The following is an 18,743-nucleotide window of genomic DNA, read 5'->3' as shown; positions in this document are numbered from 1 at the left end:
ATGAACGACTTTTTTTCTACAATAAGAAAACATCAAGAGCAAAATTTACCTTTTGTAATCTATTCCAAACCTGATTCGTCCAGCATTTTTGCCTATTTACAACAAAATGAAACTTTGTATAAAGTTTCAGATTACAGTGAAAAAGGCTTTGTTTTTGCTTCTTTTGATGAAAAGCAACTAATTTTAATTCCGGAAAACGAATCGAAAATCATAAGTGCAAAACAAATAGAAGTGGCTATTAACGCTGTTGAGACAGAGGATTTAAGTTTTGATTCCGAAGCTAAAATTCAATATGAAGATTTAGTAGAAAAAGGTATTCAGGCTATTAAAAATGAAGAATTCAAAAAAGTGGTTTTATCCAGAAGTGAAATAGTGGATGTAGCCAAATTTGATTATATAATCACTTTCAAGTATTTAATTCAATTGTATCCTACTACTTTTACGTATTGTTTTTTTCATCCTGAAATTGGACTTTGGATGGGGGCAACCCCGGAACAGTTATTAAAAGCCAGTGGAAATGTTTTTGAAACAACAGCATTGGCAGGAACACAGAAAGTAACTTTGGAAGAGGAAATTTCCTGGCAGCAAAAGGAAAAAGACGAACAGCAATACGTTACGGATTTTATTATAAAAAGATTACGTGAAGTAGCTACATCTGTTGTGATTTCAGAACCGTATAATATTAAAGCCGGGTCAATCTGGCATATAAAAACAGACATTTCAGGAGTTTTAAAGGATAATTCAACTTTAGAAGAAGTACTAGATACATTACATCCAACGCCTGCAGTTTGTGGTTTACCGAAGAAAAAAGCAAAAGCATTTATTTTAGAAAACGAAAATTACGACAGGGCTTTTTACACAGGTTTTCTGGGAGAATTAAACAGCAGTTTTGTCAATAAGTCTGTAAGTTCTGATTTGTTTGTAAATTTGCGCAGCATGCAAATCAAGGAAAATAAAGCGATTTTGTATATGGGCTGCGGTATTACCAAGGAAAGTATTCCTGAAAAAGAGTGGGAGGAAAGTGTGAGTAAATCGATGACGATGAAAAGAGTTTTGAATATTGAGAATAGAAAATAGAGTAAGAATATAGAGAAAAACAAAAATTGGATTTTAGTATTTTAATTTGATATTGAAATTGATTTTTGACATTGAAACAGACAGATATGAAGTTAGATATATTAGCCTTTGGCGCACATCCGGATGATGTTGAATTAGGTTGTGCGGGTACTATTTTAAAAGAAGTCTCCCTTGGCAAAAAAGTCGGAATTGTTGATTTGACCCGCGGTGAGCTTGGAACACGTGGTACAGCTGAAATCAGAGATCATGAAGCAGCAGCTGCGGCAAAAATTCTGGGAGTTTTGGTTCGTGAGAATTTAGCAATGCGGGATGGTTTTTTCGTAAACGATGAAAAGCATCAGTTGGAAGTTATTAAAATGATTCGGAAATATAAACCTGAGATTGTATTATGCAATGCTGTTGATGACCGTCATATTGATCACGGAAAAGGAAGTAAATTAGTTTCTGATGCTTGTTTTTTATCCGGATTAATGAAAATAGAAACTTCAATTGATAGTGTGAATCAGGAAGCGTGGAGGCCAAAAGTTGTATATCACTACATTCAATGGAAAAATCTGGTCCCTGATTTTGTAGTTGATATTACTGGTTTTGAAAAGCTGAAAGTGGAAGCAATTTTGGCTTATAAAACACAATTTTATGATCCGGATTCTCAGGAACCGGCAACGCCAATAACAAGTAAAAATTTCCTGGAGAGCCTGAATTATCGTGCACAGGACTTAGGACGGTTAGTTGGTGCAGATTTTGCCGAAGGTTTTACTGTCGAAAGATGTTTGGCAGTCAATAGCTTAGGGGATTTGCGTTAAAATCCTTTTATTTTTTTGTATTTTTTATTTGTGGAAGTAAACATTAGTTGTATATTTGCAACCGCGTAAGCAAAATGGTGGTTGTAGCTCAGTTGGTTAGAGTAGCGGTTTGTGGTGCCGCGGGTCGCCGGTTCGAACCCGGTCAGCCACCCAGAAATTTAAAGCCCTGAAGAAATTCAGGGCTTTTTTTGTGGAATCGACTTTTAGGCTATGATTTATAGAATAAATATCTTCTTCCTAAAAATATTTAGGAGTAAAGTAAGTTATAGATGTACAAATTTTGTACTGAATAATGAAAAACTAAATCACTTTACCTGAAAACAAAAAAGGCTGTCATTTTTGACAGCCTTTTTGTTTATACTTTAACTAATAGTAAACATTCTTTTAATTCTGGTTTTCCGACTATGAAGTTTAATAACCATTCCTGCAATTGTTCCATTTCGTAAGGTAACAGTGTTCTGATAGCTTTTTCTAATTCCTTATAAAAAAGTACCGGGTCGAAACTAACTCTCTCAAGTATTGATTTCGTGTAATCAAACATCATTTTTGACATAATAAAATAAGATTTTGGGGGTTATCTCTATTTTTAACTCGGGTCAAATTTAAACAAATATCATATATAAAAAGCTCTTTTTAACTTATTTTTTCAAAAATTTTAGTAACGAATACGTTTTCTTAGTATAGATAAATCAATATAGAATTATTCTAAATAGTTAATTCAGACCTTTTTAAAGGCTCTGAACATCTCGCGTTTTCCCGGAGGCCCTGCTAATTTTTCAACTGTAAATCCAACAGACAGCATACTTCTTTTAACAACTCCACGTGCAGCATAAGTTACCAAAACGCCATTTGGTTTTAAACTATTGTACATTTTCTGAAAAATTTCGGTACTCCACAATTCAGGTTGAACCCTGTATCCAAAGGCATCAAAGTAAATTAAATCAAAAATTTCAAAATCATTTATTTCATCAAAAAATTGTTTTCTTTTGGTTAACGAATAATCAGGACTGATTTGATTTTCCTCGTCCCATTCGCATTCATGCATTTTCTGAAAGACATTTTTATAAGTATCAGCGTCTAATTCTTCAACATAATTCATCTGTAAAACCTCTTTAGCCTCAACCGGATAGGCTTCAATCCCAACATAATTAATTTTTTGATTTTTTATATTTGATTCTAAAAAAGTAATGAAAGCATTTAAACCGGTTCCGAAACCAATTTCAAGGATATTTACCGGATTACCTTCGAATAAATTAAGGCCATTTTTTATAAATACATGTTTAGCTTCCTGAATAGCACCGTGTTTCGAATGATAACATTCGTCCCATTCCTGCAAATGAATTGTAGTTGAGCCATCTAGCGTTTTAATAATTTCTCTTTTCATTAAATTTTGAATTTTACAATGCAATTTTAATACTTCATTATGTATTAATATGTCAAATTTAACCAAAACAAATGCGTATAGCCTTAAAAAATTAAGGTTTTTTCACAAAATCCTTATAAAAACCAGTTAAATTTTTAAGTTTATTATAAGATAAATAAATCTCAATTAAATGAGGTAATTATTGGTTTTTTAGCAAGCAAATTATATATTTTTACTTAATTTTGCATTCAATAAAATCTATTTTATATCATATTATCATTTTATAATAGGTTTTTTAAGGTGTGGAAATTACATAAAACTATTAATTATCATGAGTACAACTCAAACAAACAAAATTGAAATCAGAAAAGCTACTTCGTCAAAAATAAGCGCAGTAGACTTTGAAAACTTAAGCTTTGGTGCTGTTTTTACAGACCATTTATTTGAATGTGATTTTAAAAATGGAGAATGGCAATCACCGGTCATTAAGCCTTATGCTCCAATTTTAATGGATCCTTCTTCAAAAGTCTTTCACTATGGTCAAGCAATTTTTGAAGGTATGAAAGCTTACAAAGATGATAATAATGATGTTTGGTTGTTCAGACCTGATGAAAATTACAAACGTTTTAATAATTCAGCAGTTCGTATGGCTATGCCCGAAGTTCCTGAAGCTGTTTTTATGGATGGTTTGAATGAATTATTGAAATTAGATCAGGAATGGATTCAGAAAGGAAATGGAAGCAGTATGTATATTCGTCCTTTTATGATTGCTACAGGTCCCGGAGTTGTAGCGAATCCATCAGACGAGTATAAATTTATGATTTTACTTTCTCCTGCTAAATCTTACTATTCAGGTGAAGTAAAAGTAATTATTGCTGAGCATTACAGTAGAGCTGCTAATGGTGGAATTGGAGCTGCAAAAGCGGCAGGAAATTACGCAGCACAATTTTATCCAACAAATTTGGCTAATAAGGAAGGTTTTCAACAAGTAATCTGGACTGATGATGCTACGCATACAAAACTGGAAGAGGCCGGAACAATGAATGTATTCTTTAGAATAAATGATACGTTATTGACTGCTCCAATAAGTGAAAGAATTTTGGATGGTATTACCAGAAAGAGTTTAATTGCTATGGCTGAAAAAGAGGGGCTTAATGTAGAAGTTCGTCCTGTTGTTGTTTCAGAATTAGTAGAAGCTGCTAAAAACGGATCATTAAAAGAAATCTTTGGAGCCGGAACTGCAGCGGTTGTAAGTGTTATCAAAGGATTCTCATACAAGGATGTGTATTATGAAATGGCACCAATCGAGAATTCATATGCTTCTCTTTTAAAAGAAAAACTGACAAACCTTCAAAATAAACTTGCTGAAGATACTTTTGGATGGACCGTTAAAGTTCAATAGTTAAAAGATATTTTATAAAAACAAACCCGATGACTTATCAGTTGTCGGGTTTTCTATTTTATATTTGTTTTTCTCAAACAGTAGAAGAATCATGCAGGATCTGGTTTTAAAAAATATAGCCAAACATATTTCGCTGGACGAAAATGAAACAGCCTATTTTCTTTCGCTTTTGAAAGAAAAGAAATATCCAAAAAAAAATATTATTTTAAATGAAGGAGAAGTTTGCAAAACAATAAATTTTGTGCAATCCGGAACTTTAAGAGCATTTTACAGAGATCAGGAAGGAAAAGAATCAACTATTATGTTTGCTGTTTCTGACTGGTGGATTACTGATATGGCCTGTTTTATAAACCAACAGCCAGCAATGTTGAATATAGAAACCATCGAAGAGAGTCATATATTGCATTTGCAAAAAGATGATTTGGATGATTTGTATGTTAAAATTCCAAAATTTGAGAGGTTCTTCAGAATTATTATGCAAAATGCCTATATAAGAGAGCAGTTAAGAGTTATTCAGAACCTTTCGCTCTCTGCGGAACAACGGTATTATATCTTTTTAGAGAAATATCCTCAAATAGTAAAACAAGTTACTCAAAAACAAATAGCATCGTACTTAGGAATTACTCCTGAATTTTTAAGTATGATTAAAGCAAATAAAAAGAAATAGCGTTTTCTTAAACTACATTATTTTTTTAGTGTAATATCTTCACGTGCTTTGTGAAAAATAAATAAATATGCTTATACTTATTGCTGGGCCTTATCGTGGCGGGACTAATGATGACCCAAAATTAATTCAACAAAATTTAGACAAATTAGAAGCCGTAGCGCTTCCTTTGTTTAGGATGGGACATTTGCCCATAATCGGTGAATGGTTAGCTTTGCCGTTACTTCACTTAGCCGGATCCAAATATATTGGCGACAGCGTTTGGGATGAAATACAATATCCTGTTGCTCATCAGCTTCTTGAAAAATGTGATGCAGTTCTTCGTCTTGAAGGAGAATCAAAAGGTGCAGATAATGATGTAAGGATTGCTAAAGAAAAAGGATTGGAGATTTATTATCATTTAGAAGATATTCCGAACGCGGATAATTAATCCAAACCAAAATCCCTAATAGAATTTTAGAATCTATTAGGGATTTGTATTTAAAGTAATTTTGAAAAATCAGGTTTGAAATAATTTGGTCCTTTCATAACTTTTCCGTCTTCCCGATAAATAGGTTGTCCGTCTTCGCCTAATTTACTCATATTACTGCGCTGAATTTCATCAAAAACAGCTTCAATTTTATCCTGAAGACCGTGCTCGATAATAGTACCACATAAGATGTACATCATATCTCCAAGAGCATCGGCAATTTCAACTAAATCATTTTGCTGAACTGCTTCAAGATATTCTTCATTTTCTTCTTTCATTAAATTATAACGAAGCTGTTTTTTAGTTTCGCCCAAATCAGCAATTGGCGTTTCGCTGTGTCCTATTTTAAAAGCAGTATGGAATTCTTTTACTGCATCTATTTGTTTCTTCATGATTTTATTGATTAAATGAAATGCCAAATTAGCAACTATTCGTATACAATTCTTTAAATTTGCCAAAAATAATTTTCAACTATGTTTAGTCAGGGACAATTAATATTCGCAGTCTGTTTTTTTATCGCATTTGTAATCGTAATGATTTTTGCTTACCGAAAAGATCTTGCCTTGCACAAAATTTTCTATAAAGGAAATTACAAAGTATTGATCACTTTTTTGCTTTTTATTGCTATTTTGTTTGTAATCAAATTCTTTTTTAAAAGGTAATTCCGGAAATTTATTTCTATATTTAAAATGTAAATAAGAAATGGTGTTTATATGAAATCTTCTTCGGAATAGTTTTTATTTAGGACACCTCTTTAAACAAAATATAATAAAAAAAGTATAGTTTATTATTTTGCTATTCGTAACACTAGTAATAAAATTTATAACTTTACGACTCCAAACAACCTACACAATGAAGATTTTAAAATATCTGTTTCTTTTATCGTTATTAAGCTTAGTTGCCCTAACTGTATTTGTTGCTACTCAAAAAGGCGTTTTTTCAGTTGAACGAAGTAAAGTGGTTAATTCACCAAGGGCTGCAGTATATAATTATGTAAATGATTTTAGAAATTTTGAAGATTTTGAATCCTGGGCCATTGAAGATCCGACAATTAAAATGTCATTTCCCGAAAAAACAGCAGGAAATGGGGCTTCATTTTCCTGGGAAGGAAGTGAAGCAAAAGGAAATGCAATCACAATACAGGCAAAAGAAGGAGAAAGTATTCATCAAAAAATGAATTTTGACGGTACAGAAGCAGATGTTAACTGGATATTTAAAGATACTTTGGCAGGTAAAACAAAGGTTACCTGGAAAGCAAAAGGGGAGATGAGTTTTTGGTTTAAAATTTATACCGTTTTAAACGGCGGTTCCGATAAGATTATAGGAACAATATATGAAAAGAGTCTCGCTAATATTGATAAAAATTTAAATTATGAAACTAAAACGTATGCTATAAAAGTAAATGGGCTTGTCAAAAAAACAGAAAGCTTTTATATCAAACAAACTTTTACAAGTGAGATTCAAAAAGTAAACAAAAATGCCCGGGTAGTTATTCCAAAGCTGATTGAATTTAGCAAGACTAATAATTTATATGCAAACGGAAAGCCTTTTATAATTTATCATACTTACGATACCAAAACCAATTTGGCGAAAATATCTATTTGCCTGCCGATAAATAAAGAAATTTTGATAAGCGCGGGAAGTGATATTTTGTCTGGAAAATTAAATAGCTTTGATGCTGTTAAAACTACTTTAAAAGGTGATTATTCACATACTAACGAAGCAATTGCAAAAACAATAGCTTTTATTAATAATGAAAAAATTGTTCGTGATTTAAGCTGGTCTCATCTGGAAATTTTAACCGCAGGTAAATTAGACGTTAAAAGTTCATCAAAATTGATAACAGAAATTTACTATCCGGTTATCCCTAAGGTTATTCCGGTTGCTACAGTTCCTGTTTATAATAAACCTGCAACAACAGAATCTGCAACAACAGAATCTGCGGCAAAACAACCTGCAGAAAAGCCTGTCACTAAACCAACTTCAGAAGAACAATCTGAATTCTAAAAAAAATGTAAGGGCTGATTAAACCTTTTGTAATAAATTCATTCAAACAAGATAAATAATAAAGTTTGACGGACGAGAAGGAATTTATAGCACAATTGTTAAATCCTAAAACGCAAAATATTGCGTTTCAAAGACTCTTGTCAGAATATCAGAAACCTTTATATTCTCATATTCGGAATATTGTTTTGAATCATGATGATGCTGATGATGTTTTGCAGAATACTTTTATAAAGGTATTTCAATATTTAAAGAATTTTAAAGGGGAGAGTAAGCTTTTTTCCTGGATGTACCGTATTGCCACCAACGAAGCATTGACTTTTTTGAATCAAAAAGCAAAATTAAACGGGATAACATCAGAAGCCCTGCAAAATAAAACTATTGATAATCTAAAAGCCGATGTTTTTTTCGATGGGGATGAAATTCAGATCAAACTTCAAAAAGCGATTGTTACCTTGCCCGAAAAGCAACAGCTGGTTTTTAAAATGAAGTATTTTGAAGAATTAAAATATGAGGAAATAGCTGAAATTCTGGGAACTTCAGTGGGAGCTCTAAAAGCTTCTTATCATCATGCGGTAAAAAAAGTGGAATTATATGTTACATCAAATTAAACCTTTTGCATTAAAATATATCTTATAGACATTATGAAAGCATTTAAATTAGAAAACGAACCGAAAATAACAACCGGATTTAAAACTCCGGATTATTATTTTAATGATTTTTCGGCAAAAGTTTTACAGCAAATTAACGAAAACGATGCGAAGGTAATTCCGCTTTACAAACGTAAAGAGATTGTTGTTATGCTGGTTGCAGCTGTATTTGTTATTGGATTAATGATTCCGGTAATGAATAATTATAATAAGTCAAAAGAGTTTGATGAGGCATCTTTAGAAACTTATTTGTCTTATCAGTCTAATTTGAATCAGTACGATTTAATTAATCAGCTTGATACAAAAGATATTGAAGGCCTTAATAAAAATGTTGCCCTTGAACAGGAAACCCTTGAAGATATTTTATCTTCGAATCCAAATATTGAAAATTTAATTTCAGAATAAAATAAAATTTAAAAAGATGAAAATCAAAAATATACTTGCAATACTTCTGTTTTTAATTAATTTTTCATTTTATGCGCAAAGTGATAAAACAGACGAAAAACGTGAGAAAATCAAAGCTTACAAAGTTTCCTTTTTAACAACTGAACTGGAACTTACTTCTACGGAGGCTGAAAAATTCTGGCCTGTTTATAATGCTTTCGATGATAAGCAATATGAATTACGCCATGATAAAATGAAAACGTATTTGCGTAAACTGGATGATGGTAATATTAATTCTATTTCAGAAAAAGAAGCTGTTACGCTTCTGTCTCAAATAGAAAGTACAGATAAAGAATTGTATTTTTTACGCGAAAAGTATATGACGAATCTTAAAAAAATCCTTTCGGCAAAAAAAATATTGAAGCTTAAAAAATCAGAAGATGATTTTAACCGAAAATTGCTAAAACAATATCGCGATAAAGCAAAAAGTCAAAATTAAAAAAGAAACAACAGCAATAAGACCCCTATATAATAATACTTACTTTATTATTTAGGGGTCTTGTTATTTTAGACTATTTAAAGCGAAGCCTGACAACTTTATTGTAACCTGCTGCAATAGCTGTATTTCTGTTAACAAAACGGATCGTAAAAAAACTTGAATCAGTAGATAATTGTGTCCAGTTCTCGCCGCCATTTTGAGAATATTGAATTCCTTCAGAGCCAACACAAATAATTTCTTTAGCATTTCCTCCCGGAACATACTGAACACATGATGCGTATCCAAAACCCATATCCTGGCCTATTAGTTGCCAGGTTTTTCCTCCATCAGCAGTAAAAGCTTTATTATCTGATTTTTTGTTTGGAAGCTCATAATCGCCACCGGCAATGAATCCATGTTTTGAATCATAAAAATCAGCTGTAAAAATGCCGGTCATTGTTTTTCCCTGAACAATAGGAGTTTCAATTACTTTCCAGGTTTTACCTTTGTCCGGAGAATAAAAAACGCGTGATTTTTTTCCTCCTGAAACCAGCCACGTATCATCTCCTTTTATAACAATATTTGAATTACTGGCTGCAAAAGCGGCTTCACCTTTAGTATTTGTTGGTAATTTATCTGATAATACTTTTGTCCAGTTTTCTCCACCATCACGGGTTATAATGATCGAAAAAGTATCTTCTGTCGGATCGCCAATAGCAATTCCCTCTTTGTCATTCCAGAATTGCATGCTATCGTAAAAAACTTTCTCGTGGATTTCTTTGTAAACTAATTTTACTTTTTGTGTTTTTTTAGAAACGGAATAAAGTAATGCAGGATTGCCAACACTTAATAAGAAAACATCTTTCGAAGTTTGAGCGATACTTCTGAATTCCAGTTTTAAAGTATCACGATAAATATGCTCTTCAAATTTCTCTTTTTTATCCAAATCATAGTATCCAAAACGAGAATTATCTGCCCCGTACCAAACTTTATTTTTATCAATAGAAATGGCTCTAATACTAATTTTATCCTGAAACAGGGTATCTATTTGCATTGATGTAAAACCACCATAAAAAGTTTTTTTGTTGCTATCATTCAATGGTTTAAAAGATATGAATAAAATAAAAACACCACAAAATAACATTACTTTCTTCATATAGCTTAAGATTTAGTTGTTGCTAAATTACAATTATTTATAACATGTAAAATATATTTTGTTTTTTTTGTGGCACAGTAATTGGATATTCCAGAATATTAATCTTAATATGATTTGCCATGAAAACTAAAATACTTTTTTTAGCACTAGTAACTATAGGTTTAAGTTCTTGTGCCGTACAAAGCCAAACTGCTGTTTATGCAAAAAACTCAGATATCAGTGATAATTTAGATTTAAGGGCTGTTGCTTCTATTTTTGGAGAATCAGCCAATCTTCAGGATTTCGAAAGACGTTTAAATGATCCAAAATATCAAATATCAAATCTTGACCTGAATAACGATGATCAGGTCGATTATTTACGTGTTATTGAAACTGTAGAAGACAGGACTCACGTAATTATAATTCAATCAGTACTTGATCGTGATGTTTATCAGGATATTGCTACGATAGACGTAGAAAGAGATAATTATAACAAAGTAAGTGTTCAGGTTGTGGGTAATACTTATTTATATGGGGATAATTACATTTATGAACCTGTTTATAATGCAACACCGATTATTTATACCTCTTTCTGGGTAAATAATTACAGACCTTATTATTCTAGCTGGGCATGGAATGTCTATCCTACATATTATGTTGCCTGGAGACCTTTCCCGATTTTCAGATATAGAAACAATATCAATGTTTGTATCAACGTAAACAATCGTTATAATTATGTGAGCCATAGAAGAAGTTACAGAGCTCCTGTGTTATATGCTTCAAGACGTTCTTATGGTTATGAAAGACAATATCCTAACTATAGTTTTTCGAAAAGACATTCTAATATCAATAACAGATATGAGTTAGACCAAAGACGTGTTGCAGGCAGAGAATCTAACAGAAATAACAGTTATAATAACAACAGATCAAACTCAGGAAGAAATTGGGATACAGACAACAGAAGTACGAACAGAAATTATGCTGAAAACAGAAGTACTCCTAACAGAAATTATAATGATAGAGTAGCTTCAGGCAGAGATAATTCAGGAAAAGTGAATAATTCTGTAAGAGTTGAAAATTCTTCAAGAACAGAATCAAGAGGATATTCTAATGAAAACAGAATAAATACTTCCAGAGGAAATTCAGAGAACAGAATGAATTCAAACACAGCTGCTCCTGCTCAAAGAACAGAATCAAGAGGGAATTCTAATGAAAACAGAATAAATACTTCGAGAGGAAATTCAGAGAACAGAATGAATACAAACACAGCTGCGCCTGTTCAAAGAACAGATAATCAGAGAAGTTACTCTCAAAACAGATCAGGCTCTGAAAACAGAAACAGTGAAGCGAGACAACAAAATACTCAGCGTTCCGAAGCTCCGAGAGCAAGTCAGGAATCAAGAGGAAATCAATCTTCCAGAGAAAATAATTCAAATTCAAGAGGTAATGGAGGGAGAAGAGGCTAAGCTGAAAATAACATAAATGAAGATAAAAAAAAAGCACAATCGTTACATTGTGCTTTTTTTTGTCTTTTACTTACTTATAATTAACGCTAATTTGTTTTAAAACAGTAAATTTGCAACCGTCTTTTATAAAAACATACATGAGCGCATCGCATAAAAACTTACATAGTAAGTTGTCTATTGGGGGATTATTGATCACATTAGGAATTATTTATGGAGATATTGGTACTTCTCCATTATATGTAATGAAAGCCATACTTGGCGAACACATAATTAATGCAGATATTGTTTTAGGAGGTATTTCATGTGTTTTCTGGACACTGACATTACAAACCACCATAAAATATGTTCTTATAACTTTAAGCGCTGATAATCACGGTGAAGGTGGTATTTTTGCTTTATATGCATTGGTTAAAAAAACAAAAATTAAATGGTTGATTGTGCCCGCAATTATTGGTGGTAGCGCCTTATTAGCAGACGGGATTATTACCCCACCAATTTCAGTATCATCAGCTGTAGAAGGAATAAAAACATACTACCCTGAAATTAATACAATCCCTATCGTTATCGGAATTTTATTTGTTTTGTTTACGATTCAGCAATTTGGCACCAAACTGGTTGGTAAGTTTTTTGCACCGATGATGTTAATTTGGTTTGCTATGTTAGGGACTTTAGGAACTATCCAAATCATACATCATCCTGAAGTTATTAAAGCAATTAATCCTTATTATGCCTATCATTTATTAAAGATACATCCTGATGGTTTCTTTGTATTGGGATTTGTATTTTTATGTACTACCGGAGCTGAAGCATTGTACTCTGATATGGGACACTGCGGAAGAAAAAACATTAGAATCAGCTGGATTTTTGTAAAATTGACTTTGGTTTTAAACTACTTTGGTCAGGCTGCATATTTAATTCATCATGAAGGTCAGACATTGCAGGGATTAGGAGGTGAAAACGGAAATCCATTTTACTTAATTATGCCCGACTGGTTTCAGCCGGCAGGTATCGTTATAGCAACTTTAGCAGCGGTAATTGCTTCCCAGGCATTAATCAGCGGTTCATTTACTTTGATAAATGAAGCCATGCGATTGAATTTCTGGCCAAAAGTAAGAATTAAATACCCTACGGAAGTTAAAGGTCAATTATACATTCCGTCCATTAACTGGCTGTTGTTTTTTGGTTGTGTGGGAATCGTTTTGCACTTTGAAGAATCGAGTAATATGGAACATGCCTATGGTCTTGCAATTGTATTGTGTATGATTATGACAACCATTTTACTGAATTATTACCTAATAATGAAAAGAGTAAAACTATATTTTATGGTTCCTCTTATTACGATTTATTTAATAATTGAAGGTTGTTTTTTATTTGCCAATATTACCAAATTTGCAGAAGGAGGTTATGTAACCTTAATTATTGCAACTATGTTGATTTCTGTAATGACGATATGGTTTTTGGCTAAGAAAATCAACAAAAGTTACACTAAAATTATCAAGATTGATGATTATAAGAAAGTATTGATGGAATTGAGTGAAGACTTGTCTATTCCAAAATATGCTACGCATTTAGTTTATATGACCAATGCCAATCGTGTAGATGAATTAGAGCAGAAAGTGATGTATTCTATCTTGCAAAAACGCCCGAAAAGAGCTGATATTTATTGGTTTGTACACGTAAATATTTTGACTGAGCCATATAAAACTCAATATAAGGTAACAGAGATTGCCAAAGATGATATTTATAGAATTGACTTTAATTTAGGATTCAGAGAACCTACTAAAATCAACTTAATGTTTAGGGAAGTTATTCGTGATATGGTAAAAAATGGGGAAGTTGATATTACCAGTCGTTACGAATCATTGAATAAAAATAATATTGTCGGAGATTTTAAATTTGTATTATCTGAAAAATTCCTGTCTAATGACTCTGATTTATTATGGCATGAAAAAATAATTATGAACTCGTATTTCTTAATCAAAAAATTAAGCTTATCTGAAGAAAGCGCTTTTGGTTTAGACAGCAGTTCTGTAAAATTAGAAAAATTCCCAATGGTGCTTCACGCTCCGGAAAATATTGGATTAACGAGAATTATAAAATAAAGTTACTCCAAAAATAAATTCAGAAAACACTCTTTTATACTTTATTAGAGTGTTTTTTTCTTTTTAATGAAAGTCAAATAACAATCAAAAATTAAAAATTTAACTTTCAATCAATTAATAGTACCTTTGCAACTCAAATAATTAAAATGAGATTACACAGAAATTTAGTTTACACTACCATCGATTCATTAAACGCTATTTTCAATGAAGGAGAATATGCAGACAAAGTGGTAGCAAGAGCCTTAAAAAAAGACAAACGTTGGGGAAGTTCTGACAGGAAGTTTGTTGCTGAAACCATATACGAAATTGTTCGCTGGAAACGATTATATGCCGAAATCGCCGAAGTTAAGGAGCCTTTTGACAGAGATAATTTATGGAGAATGTTTGCTGTTTGGGCCGTTCTTAGAGGATACCCAATTCCCGACTGGAGACAATTAGAAGGAACACCTGAAAGAAAAATAAAAGGACGTTTTGACGAACTTTCAAAAATTAGGGCTTTAAAAGAATCTATTCCTGACTGGATGGATGAATTGGGCGTAAAAGAATTAGGAGAAAAAGTTTGGGCCACAGAAATTGCAGCTCAGAACCAGCCGGCAAAAGTTATTTTAAGAACGAATACACTTAAAGGAACCAAAGAAAGCTTAAGAAACACGTTGATGGATTTAAATATTGAAACAGAATATTTAAAAGACCAGCCTGAAGCTTTAGTTTTAAAAGAAAGAGCAAACGTATTTTTGACGGATGCATTTAAGCAAGGCCTTTTTGAAGTACAGGATGCAAACTCACAATTGGTTGCCGGTTTTCTTGATGTAAAGCCGGGAATGCGTATTGTTGATACTTGTGCCGGAGCAGGAGGGAAAACATTGCATATTGCTTCTTTAATGGAAAATAAAGGGCAATTGATTGCAATGGATTTGTATGAAAGCAAATTGAAGCAACTGAAATTAAGGGCAAAAAGAAATGGTGCTTTTAATATTGAATATCGTATTATTGACACTACAAAAGTGATTAAAAAACTTCATGAAAAAGCAGATCGTGTTTTGATTGATGCACCATGCAGCGGTTTGGGAGTTTTAAAAAGAAACCCCGACGCAAAATGGAAATTAAAACCTGAGTTTATTGATAATATTCGTAAAGTGCAGGCAGAAGTTTTAGAAAACTATTCTAAAATTGTAAAACCCGGAGGAAAATTAGTTTATGCAACCTGTTCAGTTTTACCATCAGAGAATCAGGAGCAAGTAGAAAAATTCCTTAAAACTGAAATCGGAAAGCAATTTACGTTTATAAAAGATCGTAAAATTCTGGCTTCAGAATCAGGTTTCGACGGATTTTATATGGCGTTATTGGAACGGAAGGACAGAGAGATGTAGTAGCATAAAATAGCACTTCAATGCATAAAAAGTAAAGCCTTTAGAAAAATCTAAAGGCTTTGTTTATTAAAATCTTCTTTAGTTTTGAAACCCTGTGTTGGATTTTTTAAAACTACAATTTTATAATTAAAATTAATTATTTCCCGTCTACATAGTCTTGCAGATAACTGAATCTTGGAGTTAATTTTCCTTTTTCTGTAATTTTTGCGCGTTCCAGGATTCCGTCCTTATCTCCATTAAAGAAAGCCGGAATCACGTGTTCCATGAATTGTTCGCCAAAGCCTTCACTGGCATCTTTCGGAATTTCGCATGGCAAATTATCAACTGCCATCACGACAATCGCAGCAGGGTGAAAGACATCTACTTCTTTATTTTCAGCCGGCCAGTATCCATAAATTGGTTCTGCAATTGTCGAAGAGCGCAATGTACAGGCAATAGGTCCATTTACATCACAAGATACATCGGCAACTACTCTTATTTTACAATCTTTCGCATTCAGCATTTCCCGGGTTAAAATCATTGGTGCTCCGTTTCCATAAAAATGCCCGGCAATATAAATATCAGTTACCCTGGTGAATTTTTCAAAATCAGAGACATAAGCTTCGGGATGCGATGTAAAATCAACAAAATCAAGAACCTGGCTATCAATACGTTTGTTGTATTCTAAAACATCCAATTGCACATAAACCGGCTGAGTATAGTTTTTGGTCAAATAATTATCAACTGTAATTTCTTTTACTTTGATTGCCTTTAAAATTTCCTGGGCGCCATTGCCCACTTTCCCTGTTCCGGTAATGACAAATTTAAGAGGTGGAAGCGTAATGCGTTTCAAATGCGCAATCAGTGCCTCTTTCCCTGAAAGGGTTTCTGCTTTTGGCAGTTTAAATAATTCGAATTTTATTCCGAAAGCACGGATTCCGTTATAAACACCAACCATTCCGGCATATTTTCCAAAACCGATTAATCGACGATTATGACTGTCTACTATAGTTTCATGATCATATAAATCGATGTTCTTTTCTAAAATAGCTTTCAATAATTTCTGATTGTAAGGCTGTTTTTTTATAGTATGCGAAAAAAAGAAATAAGCTTTATCAGGAATCAGATTTTCAACAGGAACTTCTTTTACACCAAATAAAACATCACAATCTGAAATATCATCCGTAACAGTAATACCTATAGTTTTGTATTGGATATCCGGAAAAATCCTGATATCGGAGCTTTCAACTTCAATAGTGGCATCATGGTAAAGCTGTTTAAGTTTTGCCAGTTCATCCGGAGAAAAAACTACACGTCTGTCCGGTGGGTTTTTTCTTTCTTTTATAATTCCAAATTTCATTTATAGTGGGTTAGGGTATTTATTATTATAACTTTTTACGTAAAAATTGTTTCAAATATAACAAAATAAGTTAAATTTTTGTTGCTGTTTTCTTATTTTTAATGATTGAAAACCGTTAAAAGCTGACACACAATTGACTAACAAAAAAAGAAGTTAATGATATGTTAAAATGAAAATTTTCAATTTGTGAAAATCCTGAAAACATAAATATTGAATTCTATATATTTGTTTTAAAGAATGATGAAAATGAGCTTCCTTAAAAAAACAAATATACCACAAATACTTTTTCTAATTTTAGTTTTAGGTTCGTGCGGAAAAGATAAAATAAGAAATCAGGATAACACTCCAAAAGTAAAAGATACCCTGGGTAAAATGATACCTATGGGACCTGAAAAAAAATTACCGGCATCTTATATCAATTCTGTCAAAGGAAGGATAAATCATTTTTATAATAAAAACTGGCCTAACAATAGTATGAACGGCGGTTTTTTAGTTGCGAGAAACGGACAGATTATTTTTGAAAAGTATAATGGTTTTGCAGATAAAAATGAAGGCACTACAATCGATGCCAATACGCCAATTCATATTGCTTCGGTAAGTAAGGTGCTTACGGCAACGGCAGTTTTAAAATTAGTGAATCTGGGTAAATTAGATTTGGATCAAAAGGTAAATACAATCCTGAAAACCTTTCCTTATCCTGACTGTACGGTTCGAATGTTGTTAAGCCATCGCAGCGGAATGCGTAATTATGCTTATTTTACAGACAGGGACAAATCGGTTTGGGACAGGCATAATCAATTGACTAATGAAGACATTTTAGAGCTTCTGGCTACTAAAAATATTGGATTAGAATCAAGGACAGGGACTCGTTTTGCGTATTGCAACACCAACTATGCCATGCTGGCGCTTATTATTGAAAAAATTACAGGTCTGTCTTACAAAGAGGCTATGACTGAAATGATTTTTAAACCTTTGGGAATGACTCATACTTTTGTTTTTGACTATGAAAAAGACAGAAAAACAATCGTTCCGTCTTACAAAGGAAATAATGTAGAAATTGGACTGGATTATATGGATGCTGTTTATGGCGATAAAAATATTTTCTCTACTCCGCGAGACTTATTAAAGTTTGACCGCGCCAGAAATTCACCGGATTTTTTAAAGCCTGAATTATTGAAACAAGTCTTTACCGGTTATAGCAATGAGCGCAAAGGCGCAAAAAATTATGGTTTGGGAATCAGAATGATCAATTGGGAGACCGGACAGAATTTTTACTTTCATAATGGGTGGTGGCACGGCTATACGTCATCATACATTACGCTGAAGAAAGAAAATGTTACCATTATAGCTTTATCAAATAAGTTTACCAGAAAGACTTATGCAGTCCGTAAACTGGCTCCTGTTTTTGGAGATTACCCGTTTAAATTTAAAGATGAAGAATAAACATATTTTTAAGCAAAATTTAGCACAAAACTAACTTCAAATTGTATATTTTTGCAAACTCATTTTTGGGGTCGACTGGTTTTGACAGCAAGTCGAATTGGAAAGTAAGCACGTCGAGCATTAAGACCTTGCTCGTAAATATAAGATCTTATACTTTTACACGGCGAAAATAACTACGCTTTAGCTGCATAATCTGAATTATAGTAAGATTAGCCACGTCCCTATCAGATAGGGAAGCTGGATTCTCCTTGAAAGCCTTGGTTTGTGGCGTTCAGTATAGGGGAACCGTAAAAATAGACCTAGATTTCCATGAGCTTCGGGTGGATTTCGAAATTAAGAAGATAAGTGTTGAGTGGTTGTTCCTGACCTGGCTTAACATCGAAAACCCAATCAGGGAATAAACGTGTAGAAAGCTCTTTAGTTGCTTGTTTGGACCCGGGTTCGATTCCCGGCGACTCCACAAAAAAATCCTGTAAGCGTTATGTTTACAGGATTTTTTGTTTTAAAATTATAAATTCTTTTATATTCCCTATATTCATTATCAGCCTTTTTAAGATTCAATCCTATTTATATTTTGTTTAAATTTGAGTTGTA

Annotated in this window: 19 protein-coding genes, 1 tRNA gene and 1 other RNA gene; 16 read left to right on the top strand and 5 right to left on the bottom strand. The window is 32.7% G+C overall.

What is annotated here, in order from left to right:
* From ACEN92_RS08305 to ACEN92_RS08295, 3 genes are all read left to right on the top strand, one after another.
* Positions 1–1,077 carry an isochorismate synthase gene (locus tag ACEN92_RS08305; protein ID WP_495641902.1) on the top strand — a complete coding sequence of 359 codons (1,077 nt, stop codon included), beginning with the start codon at positions 1–3 and terminating at the stop codon, positions 1,075–1,077.
* 86 nt (positions 1,078–1,163) lie between these two features.
* Positions 1,164–1,880, top strand: a complete 717-nt coding sequence (gene bshB1, locus ACEN92_RS08300) for a bacillithiol biosynthesis deacetylase BshB1 (protein ID WP_495641901.1) — start codon at positions 1,164–1,166, stop codon at positions 1,878–1,880.
* A 77-nt stretch (positions 1,881–1,957) separates the two neighbouring features.
* Positions 1,958–2,031, top strand: a tRNA-His gene (locus tag ACEN92_RS08295).
* Positions 2,032–2,235: 204 nt separating this feature from the next.
* On the opposite strand, the gene ACEN92_RS08290 is transcribed toward ACEN92_RS08295, so the two are convergent.
* Together ACEN92_RS08290 and mnmC2 are read right to left on the bottom strand one after the other, a co-directional pair.
* The gene (locus ACEN92_RS08290; RefSeq protein ID WP_007810935.1) at positions 2,236–2,433 is read right to left on the bottom strand and encodes a hypothetical protein; all 198 of its coding nucleotides are present in this window, start codon (positions 2,431–2,433) and stop codon (positions 2,236–2,238) included.
* Between the two features lie 165 nt (positions 2,434–2,598).
* On the bottom strand, positions 2,599–3,264 hold the full coding sequence (mnmC2, locus tag ACEN92_RS08285; protein ID WP_495641900.1) for a tRNA (5-methylaminomethyl-2-thiouridine)(34)-methyltransferase MnmC2: 666 nt from the start codon (positions 3,262–3,264) through the stop codon (positions 2,599–2,601).
* Positions 3,265–3,574: 310 nt separating this feature from the next.
* On the opposite strand from mnmC2, the gene ACEN92_RS08280 reads away from it, so the two are divergent.
* The 3 genes from ACEN92_RS08280 (at position 3,575) to ACEN92_RS08270 (ending at position 5,739) form a co-directional block, all read left to right on the top strand.
* Entirely contained in the window at positions 3,575–4,645 is a 1,071-nt protein-coding gene (locus ACEN92_RS08280; protein WP_495641899.1) for a branched-chain amino acid aminotransferase, read from the top strand.
* 91 nt (positions 4,646–4,736) lie between these two features.
* Positions 4,737–5,312, top strand: coding sequence for a Crp/Fnr family transcriptional regulator (locus ACEN92_RS08275; protein ID WP_495641898.1), 576 nt, complete (start codon positions 4,737–4,739; stop codon positions 5,310–5,312).
* A 67-nt stretch (positions 5,313–5,379) separates the two neighbouring features.
* Positions 5,380–5,739 carry a DUF4406 domain-containing protein gene (locus tag ACEN92_RS08270; protein ID WP_495641897.1) on the top strand — a complete coding sequence of 120 codons (360 nt, stop codon included), beginning with the start codon at positions 5,380–5,382 and terminating at the stop codon, positions 5,737–5,739.
* A 50-nt stretch (positions 5,740–5,789) separates the two neighbouring features.
* On the opposite strand, the gene ACEN92_RS08265 is transcribed toward ACEN92_RS08270, so the two are convergent.
* The gene (locus ACEN92_RS08265) at positions 5,790–6,170 is read right to left on the bottom strand and encodes a pyrophosphohydrolase domain-containing protein (RefSeq protein WP_495641896.1); all 381 of its coding nucleotides are present in this window, start codon (positions 6,168–6,170) and stop codon (positions 5,790–5,792) included.
* A gap of 81 nt (positions 6,171–6,251) precedes the next feature.
* Between ACEN92_RS08265 and ACEN92_RS08260 the strand changes: the two genes are divergently transcribed.
* The 5 genes from ACEN92_RS08260 (at position 6,252) to ACEN92_RS08240 (ending at position 9,315) form a co-directional block, all read left to right on the top strand.
* Positions 6,252–6,440, top strand: coding sequence for a hypothetical protein (locus ACEN92_RS08260; RefSeq protein ID WP_492493979.1), 189 nt, complete (start codon positions 6,252–6,254; stop codon positions 6,438–6,440).
* A 190-nt stretch (positions 6,441–6,630) separates the two neighbouring features.
* Positions 6,631–7,785 (top strand): SRPBCC family protein, encoded by a 1,155-nt coding sequence (locus ACEN92_RS08255; protein ID WP_495641895.1) that lies wholly within the window; start codon positions 6,631–6,633, stop codon positions 7,783–7,785.
* A 65-nt stretch (positions 7,786–7,850) separates the two neighbouring features.
* Positions 7,851–8,393 carry an RNA polymerase sigma factor gene (locus ACEN92_RS08250; RefSeq protein ID WP_495641894.1) on the top strand — a complete coding sequence of 181 codons (543 nt, stop codon included), beginning with the start codon at positions 7,851–7,853 and terminating at the stop codon, positions 8,391–8,393.
* Positions 8,394–8,426: 33 nt separating this feature from the next.
* Entirely contained in the window at positions 8,427–8,837 is a 411-nt protein-coding gene (locus ACEN92_RS08245; protein WP_495641893.1) for a hypothetical protein, read from the top strand.
* A gap of 16 nt (positions 8,838–8,853) precedes the next feature.
* Positions 8,854–9,315 (top strand): sensor of ECF-type sigma factor, encoded by a 462-nt coding sequence (locus ACEN92_RS08240; RefSeq protein ID WP_495641892.1) that lies wholly within the window; start codon positions 8,854–8,856, stop codon positions 9,313–9,315.
* Positions 9,316–9,388: 73 nt separating this feature from the next.
* Here the strand turns inward: ACEN92_RS08240 and ACEN92_RS08235 are convergent, their stop codons facing one another.
* A complete protein-coding gene (locus ACEN92_RS08235) occupies positions 9,389–10,450 on the bottom strand; it encodes a WD40/YVTN/BNR-like repeat-containing protein (RefSeq protein ID WP_495641891.1) in 1,062 nt (353 codons plus the stop codon).
* A gap of 119 nt (positions 10,451–10,569) precedes the next feature.
* Between ACEN92_RS08235 and ACEN92_RS08230 the strand changes: the two genes are divergently transcribed.
* From ACEN92_RS08230 to ACEN92_RS08220, 3 genes are all read left to right on the top strand, one after another.
* Positions 10,570–11,895 (top strand): hypothetical protein, encoded by a 1,326-nt coding sequence (locus ACEN92_RS08230; protein WP_495641890.1) that lies wholly within the window; start codon positions 10,570–10,572, stop codon positions 11,893–11,895.
* A 137-nt stretch (positions 11,896–12,032) separates the two neighbouring features.
* On the top strand, positions 12,033–13,997 hold the full coding sequence (locus ACEN92_RS08225) for a KUP/HAK/KT family potassium transporter (protein ID WP_495641889.1): 1,965 nt from the start codon (positions 12,033–12,035) through the stop codon (positions 13,995–13,997).
* A gap of 146 nt (positions 13,998–14,143) precedes the next feature.
* Entirely contained in the window at positions 14,144–15,367 is a 1,224-nt protein-coding gene (locus ACEN92_RS08220) for an RsmB/NOP family class I SAM-dependent RNA methyltransferase (protein WP_495641888.1), read from the top strand.
* A 136-nt stretch (positions 15,368–15,503) separates the two neighbouring features.
* Here ACEN92_RS08220 and ACEN92_RS08215 read toward each other — a convergent pair whose 3' ends face one another.
* Positions 15,504–16,706: an NAD(P)-dependent oxidoreductase gene (locus ACEN92_RS08215; protein ID WP_495641887.1), complete on the bottom strand. Its 1,203-nt coding sequence runs from the start codon at positions 16,704–16,706 to the stop codon at positions 15,504–15,506.
* A gap of 240 nt (positions 16,707–16,946) precedes the next feature.
* Here ACEN92_RS08215 and ACEN92_RS08210 point away from each other — a divergent pair, with 240 nt between their 5' ends.
* Entirely contained in the window at positions 16,947–18,149 is a 1,203-nt protein-coding gene (locus ACEN92_RS08210; protein ID WP_495642331.1) for a serine hydrolase domain-containing protein, read from the top strand.
* A 67-nt stretch (positions 18,150–18,216) separates the two neighbouring features.
* Positions 18,217–18,612, top strand: a transfer-messenger RNA (tmRNA) gene (gene ssrA, locus ACEN92_RS08205).
* Positions 18,613–18,743: the final 131 nt, after the last annotated feature.

The organism is Flavobacterium sp. Flavsp81, assembly GCF_059491325.1.
Note: the sequence above shows the minus strand (reverse complement) of the source record. Positions and strands in the feature narration are given on the sequence as shown.

Coding starts and splice junctions, on each gene's coding strand:
- ACEN92_RS08305 (WP_495641902.1), top strand. CDS start 1: ATGAACGACTTTTTTTCTACAATAAGAAAACATCAAGAGCAAAATTTA.
- bshB1 (WP_495641901.1), top strand. CDS start 1,164: ATGAAGTTAGATATATTAGCCTTTGGCGCACATCCGGATGATGTTGAA.
- ACEN92_RS08290 (WP_007810935.1), bottom strand. CDS start 2,433: ATGTCAAAAATGATGTTTGATTACACGAAATCAATACTTGAGAGAGTT.
- mnmC2 (WP_495641900.1), bottom strand. CDS start 3,264: ATGAAAAGAGAAATTATTAAAACGCTAGATGGCTCAACTACAATTCAT.
- ACEN92_RS08280 (WP_495641899.1), top strand. CDS start 3,575: ATGAGTACAACTCAAACAAACAAAATTGAAATCAGAAAAGCTACTTCG.
- ACEN92_RS08275 (WP_495641898.1), top strand. CDS start 4,737: ATGCAGGATCTGGTTTTAAAAAATATAGCCAAACATATTTCGCTGGAC.
- ACEN92_RS08270 (WP_495641897.1), top strand. CDS start 5,380: ATGCTTATACTTATTGCTGGGCCTTATCGTGGCGGGACTAATGATGAC.
- ACEN92_RS08265 (WP_495641896.1), bottom strand. CDS start 6,170: ATGAAGAAACAAATAGATGCAGTAAAAGAATTCCATACTGCTTTTAAA.
- ACEN92_RS08260 (WP_492493979.1), top strand. CDS start 6,252: ATGTTTAGTCAGGGACAATTAATATTCGCAGTCTGTTTTTTTATCGCA.
- ACEN92_RS08255 (WP_495641895.1), top strand. CDS start 6,631: ATGAAGATTTTAAAATATCTGTTTCTTTTATCGTTATTAAGCTTAGTT.
- ACEN92_RS08245 (WP_495641893.1), top strand. CDS start 8,427: ATGAAAGCATTTAAATTAGAAAACGAACCGAAAATAACAACCGGATTT.
- ACEN92_RS08240 (WP_495641892.1), top strand. CDS start 8,854: ATGAAAATCAAAAATATACTTGCAATACTTCTGTTTTTAATTAATTTT.
- ACEN92_RS08235 (WP_495641891.1), bottom strand. CDS start 10,450: ATGAAGAAAGTAATGTTATTTTGTGGTGTTTTTATTTTATTCATATCT.
- ACEN92_RS08230 (WP_495641890.1), top strand. CDS start 10,570: ATGAAAACTAAAATACTTTTTTTAGCACTAGTAACTATAGGTTTAAGT.
- ACEN92_RS08225 (WP_495641889.1), top strand. CDS start 12,033: ATGAGCGCATCGCATAAAAACTTACATAGTAAGTTGTCTATTGGGGGA.
- ACEN92_RS08220 (WP_495641888.1), top strand. CDS start 14,144: ATGAGATTACACAGAAATTTAGTTTACACTACCATCGATTCATTAAAC.
- ACEN92_RS08215 (WP_495641887.1), bottom strand. CDS start 16,706: ATGAAATTTGGAATTATAAAAGAAAGAAAAAACCCACCGGACAGACGT.
- ACEN92_RS08210 (WP_495642331.1), top strand. CDS start 16,947: ATGAAAATGAGCTTCCTTAAAAAAACAAATATACCACAAATACTTTTT.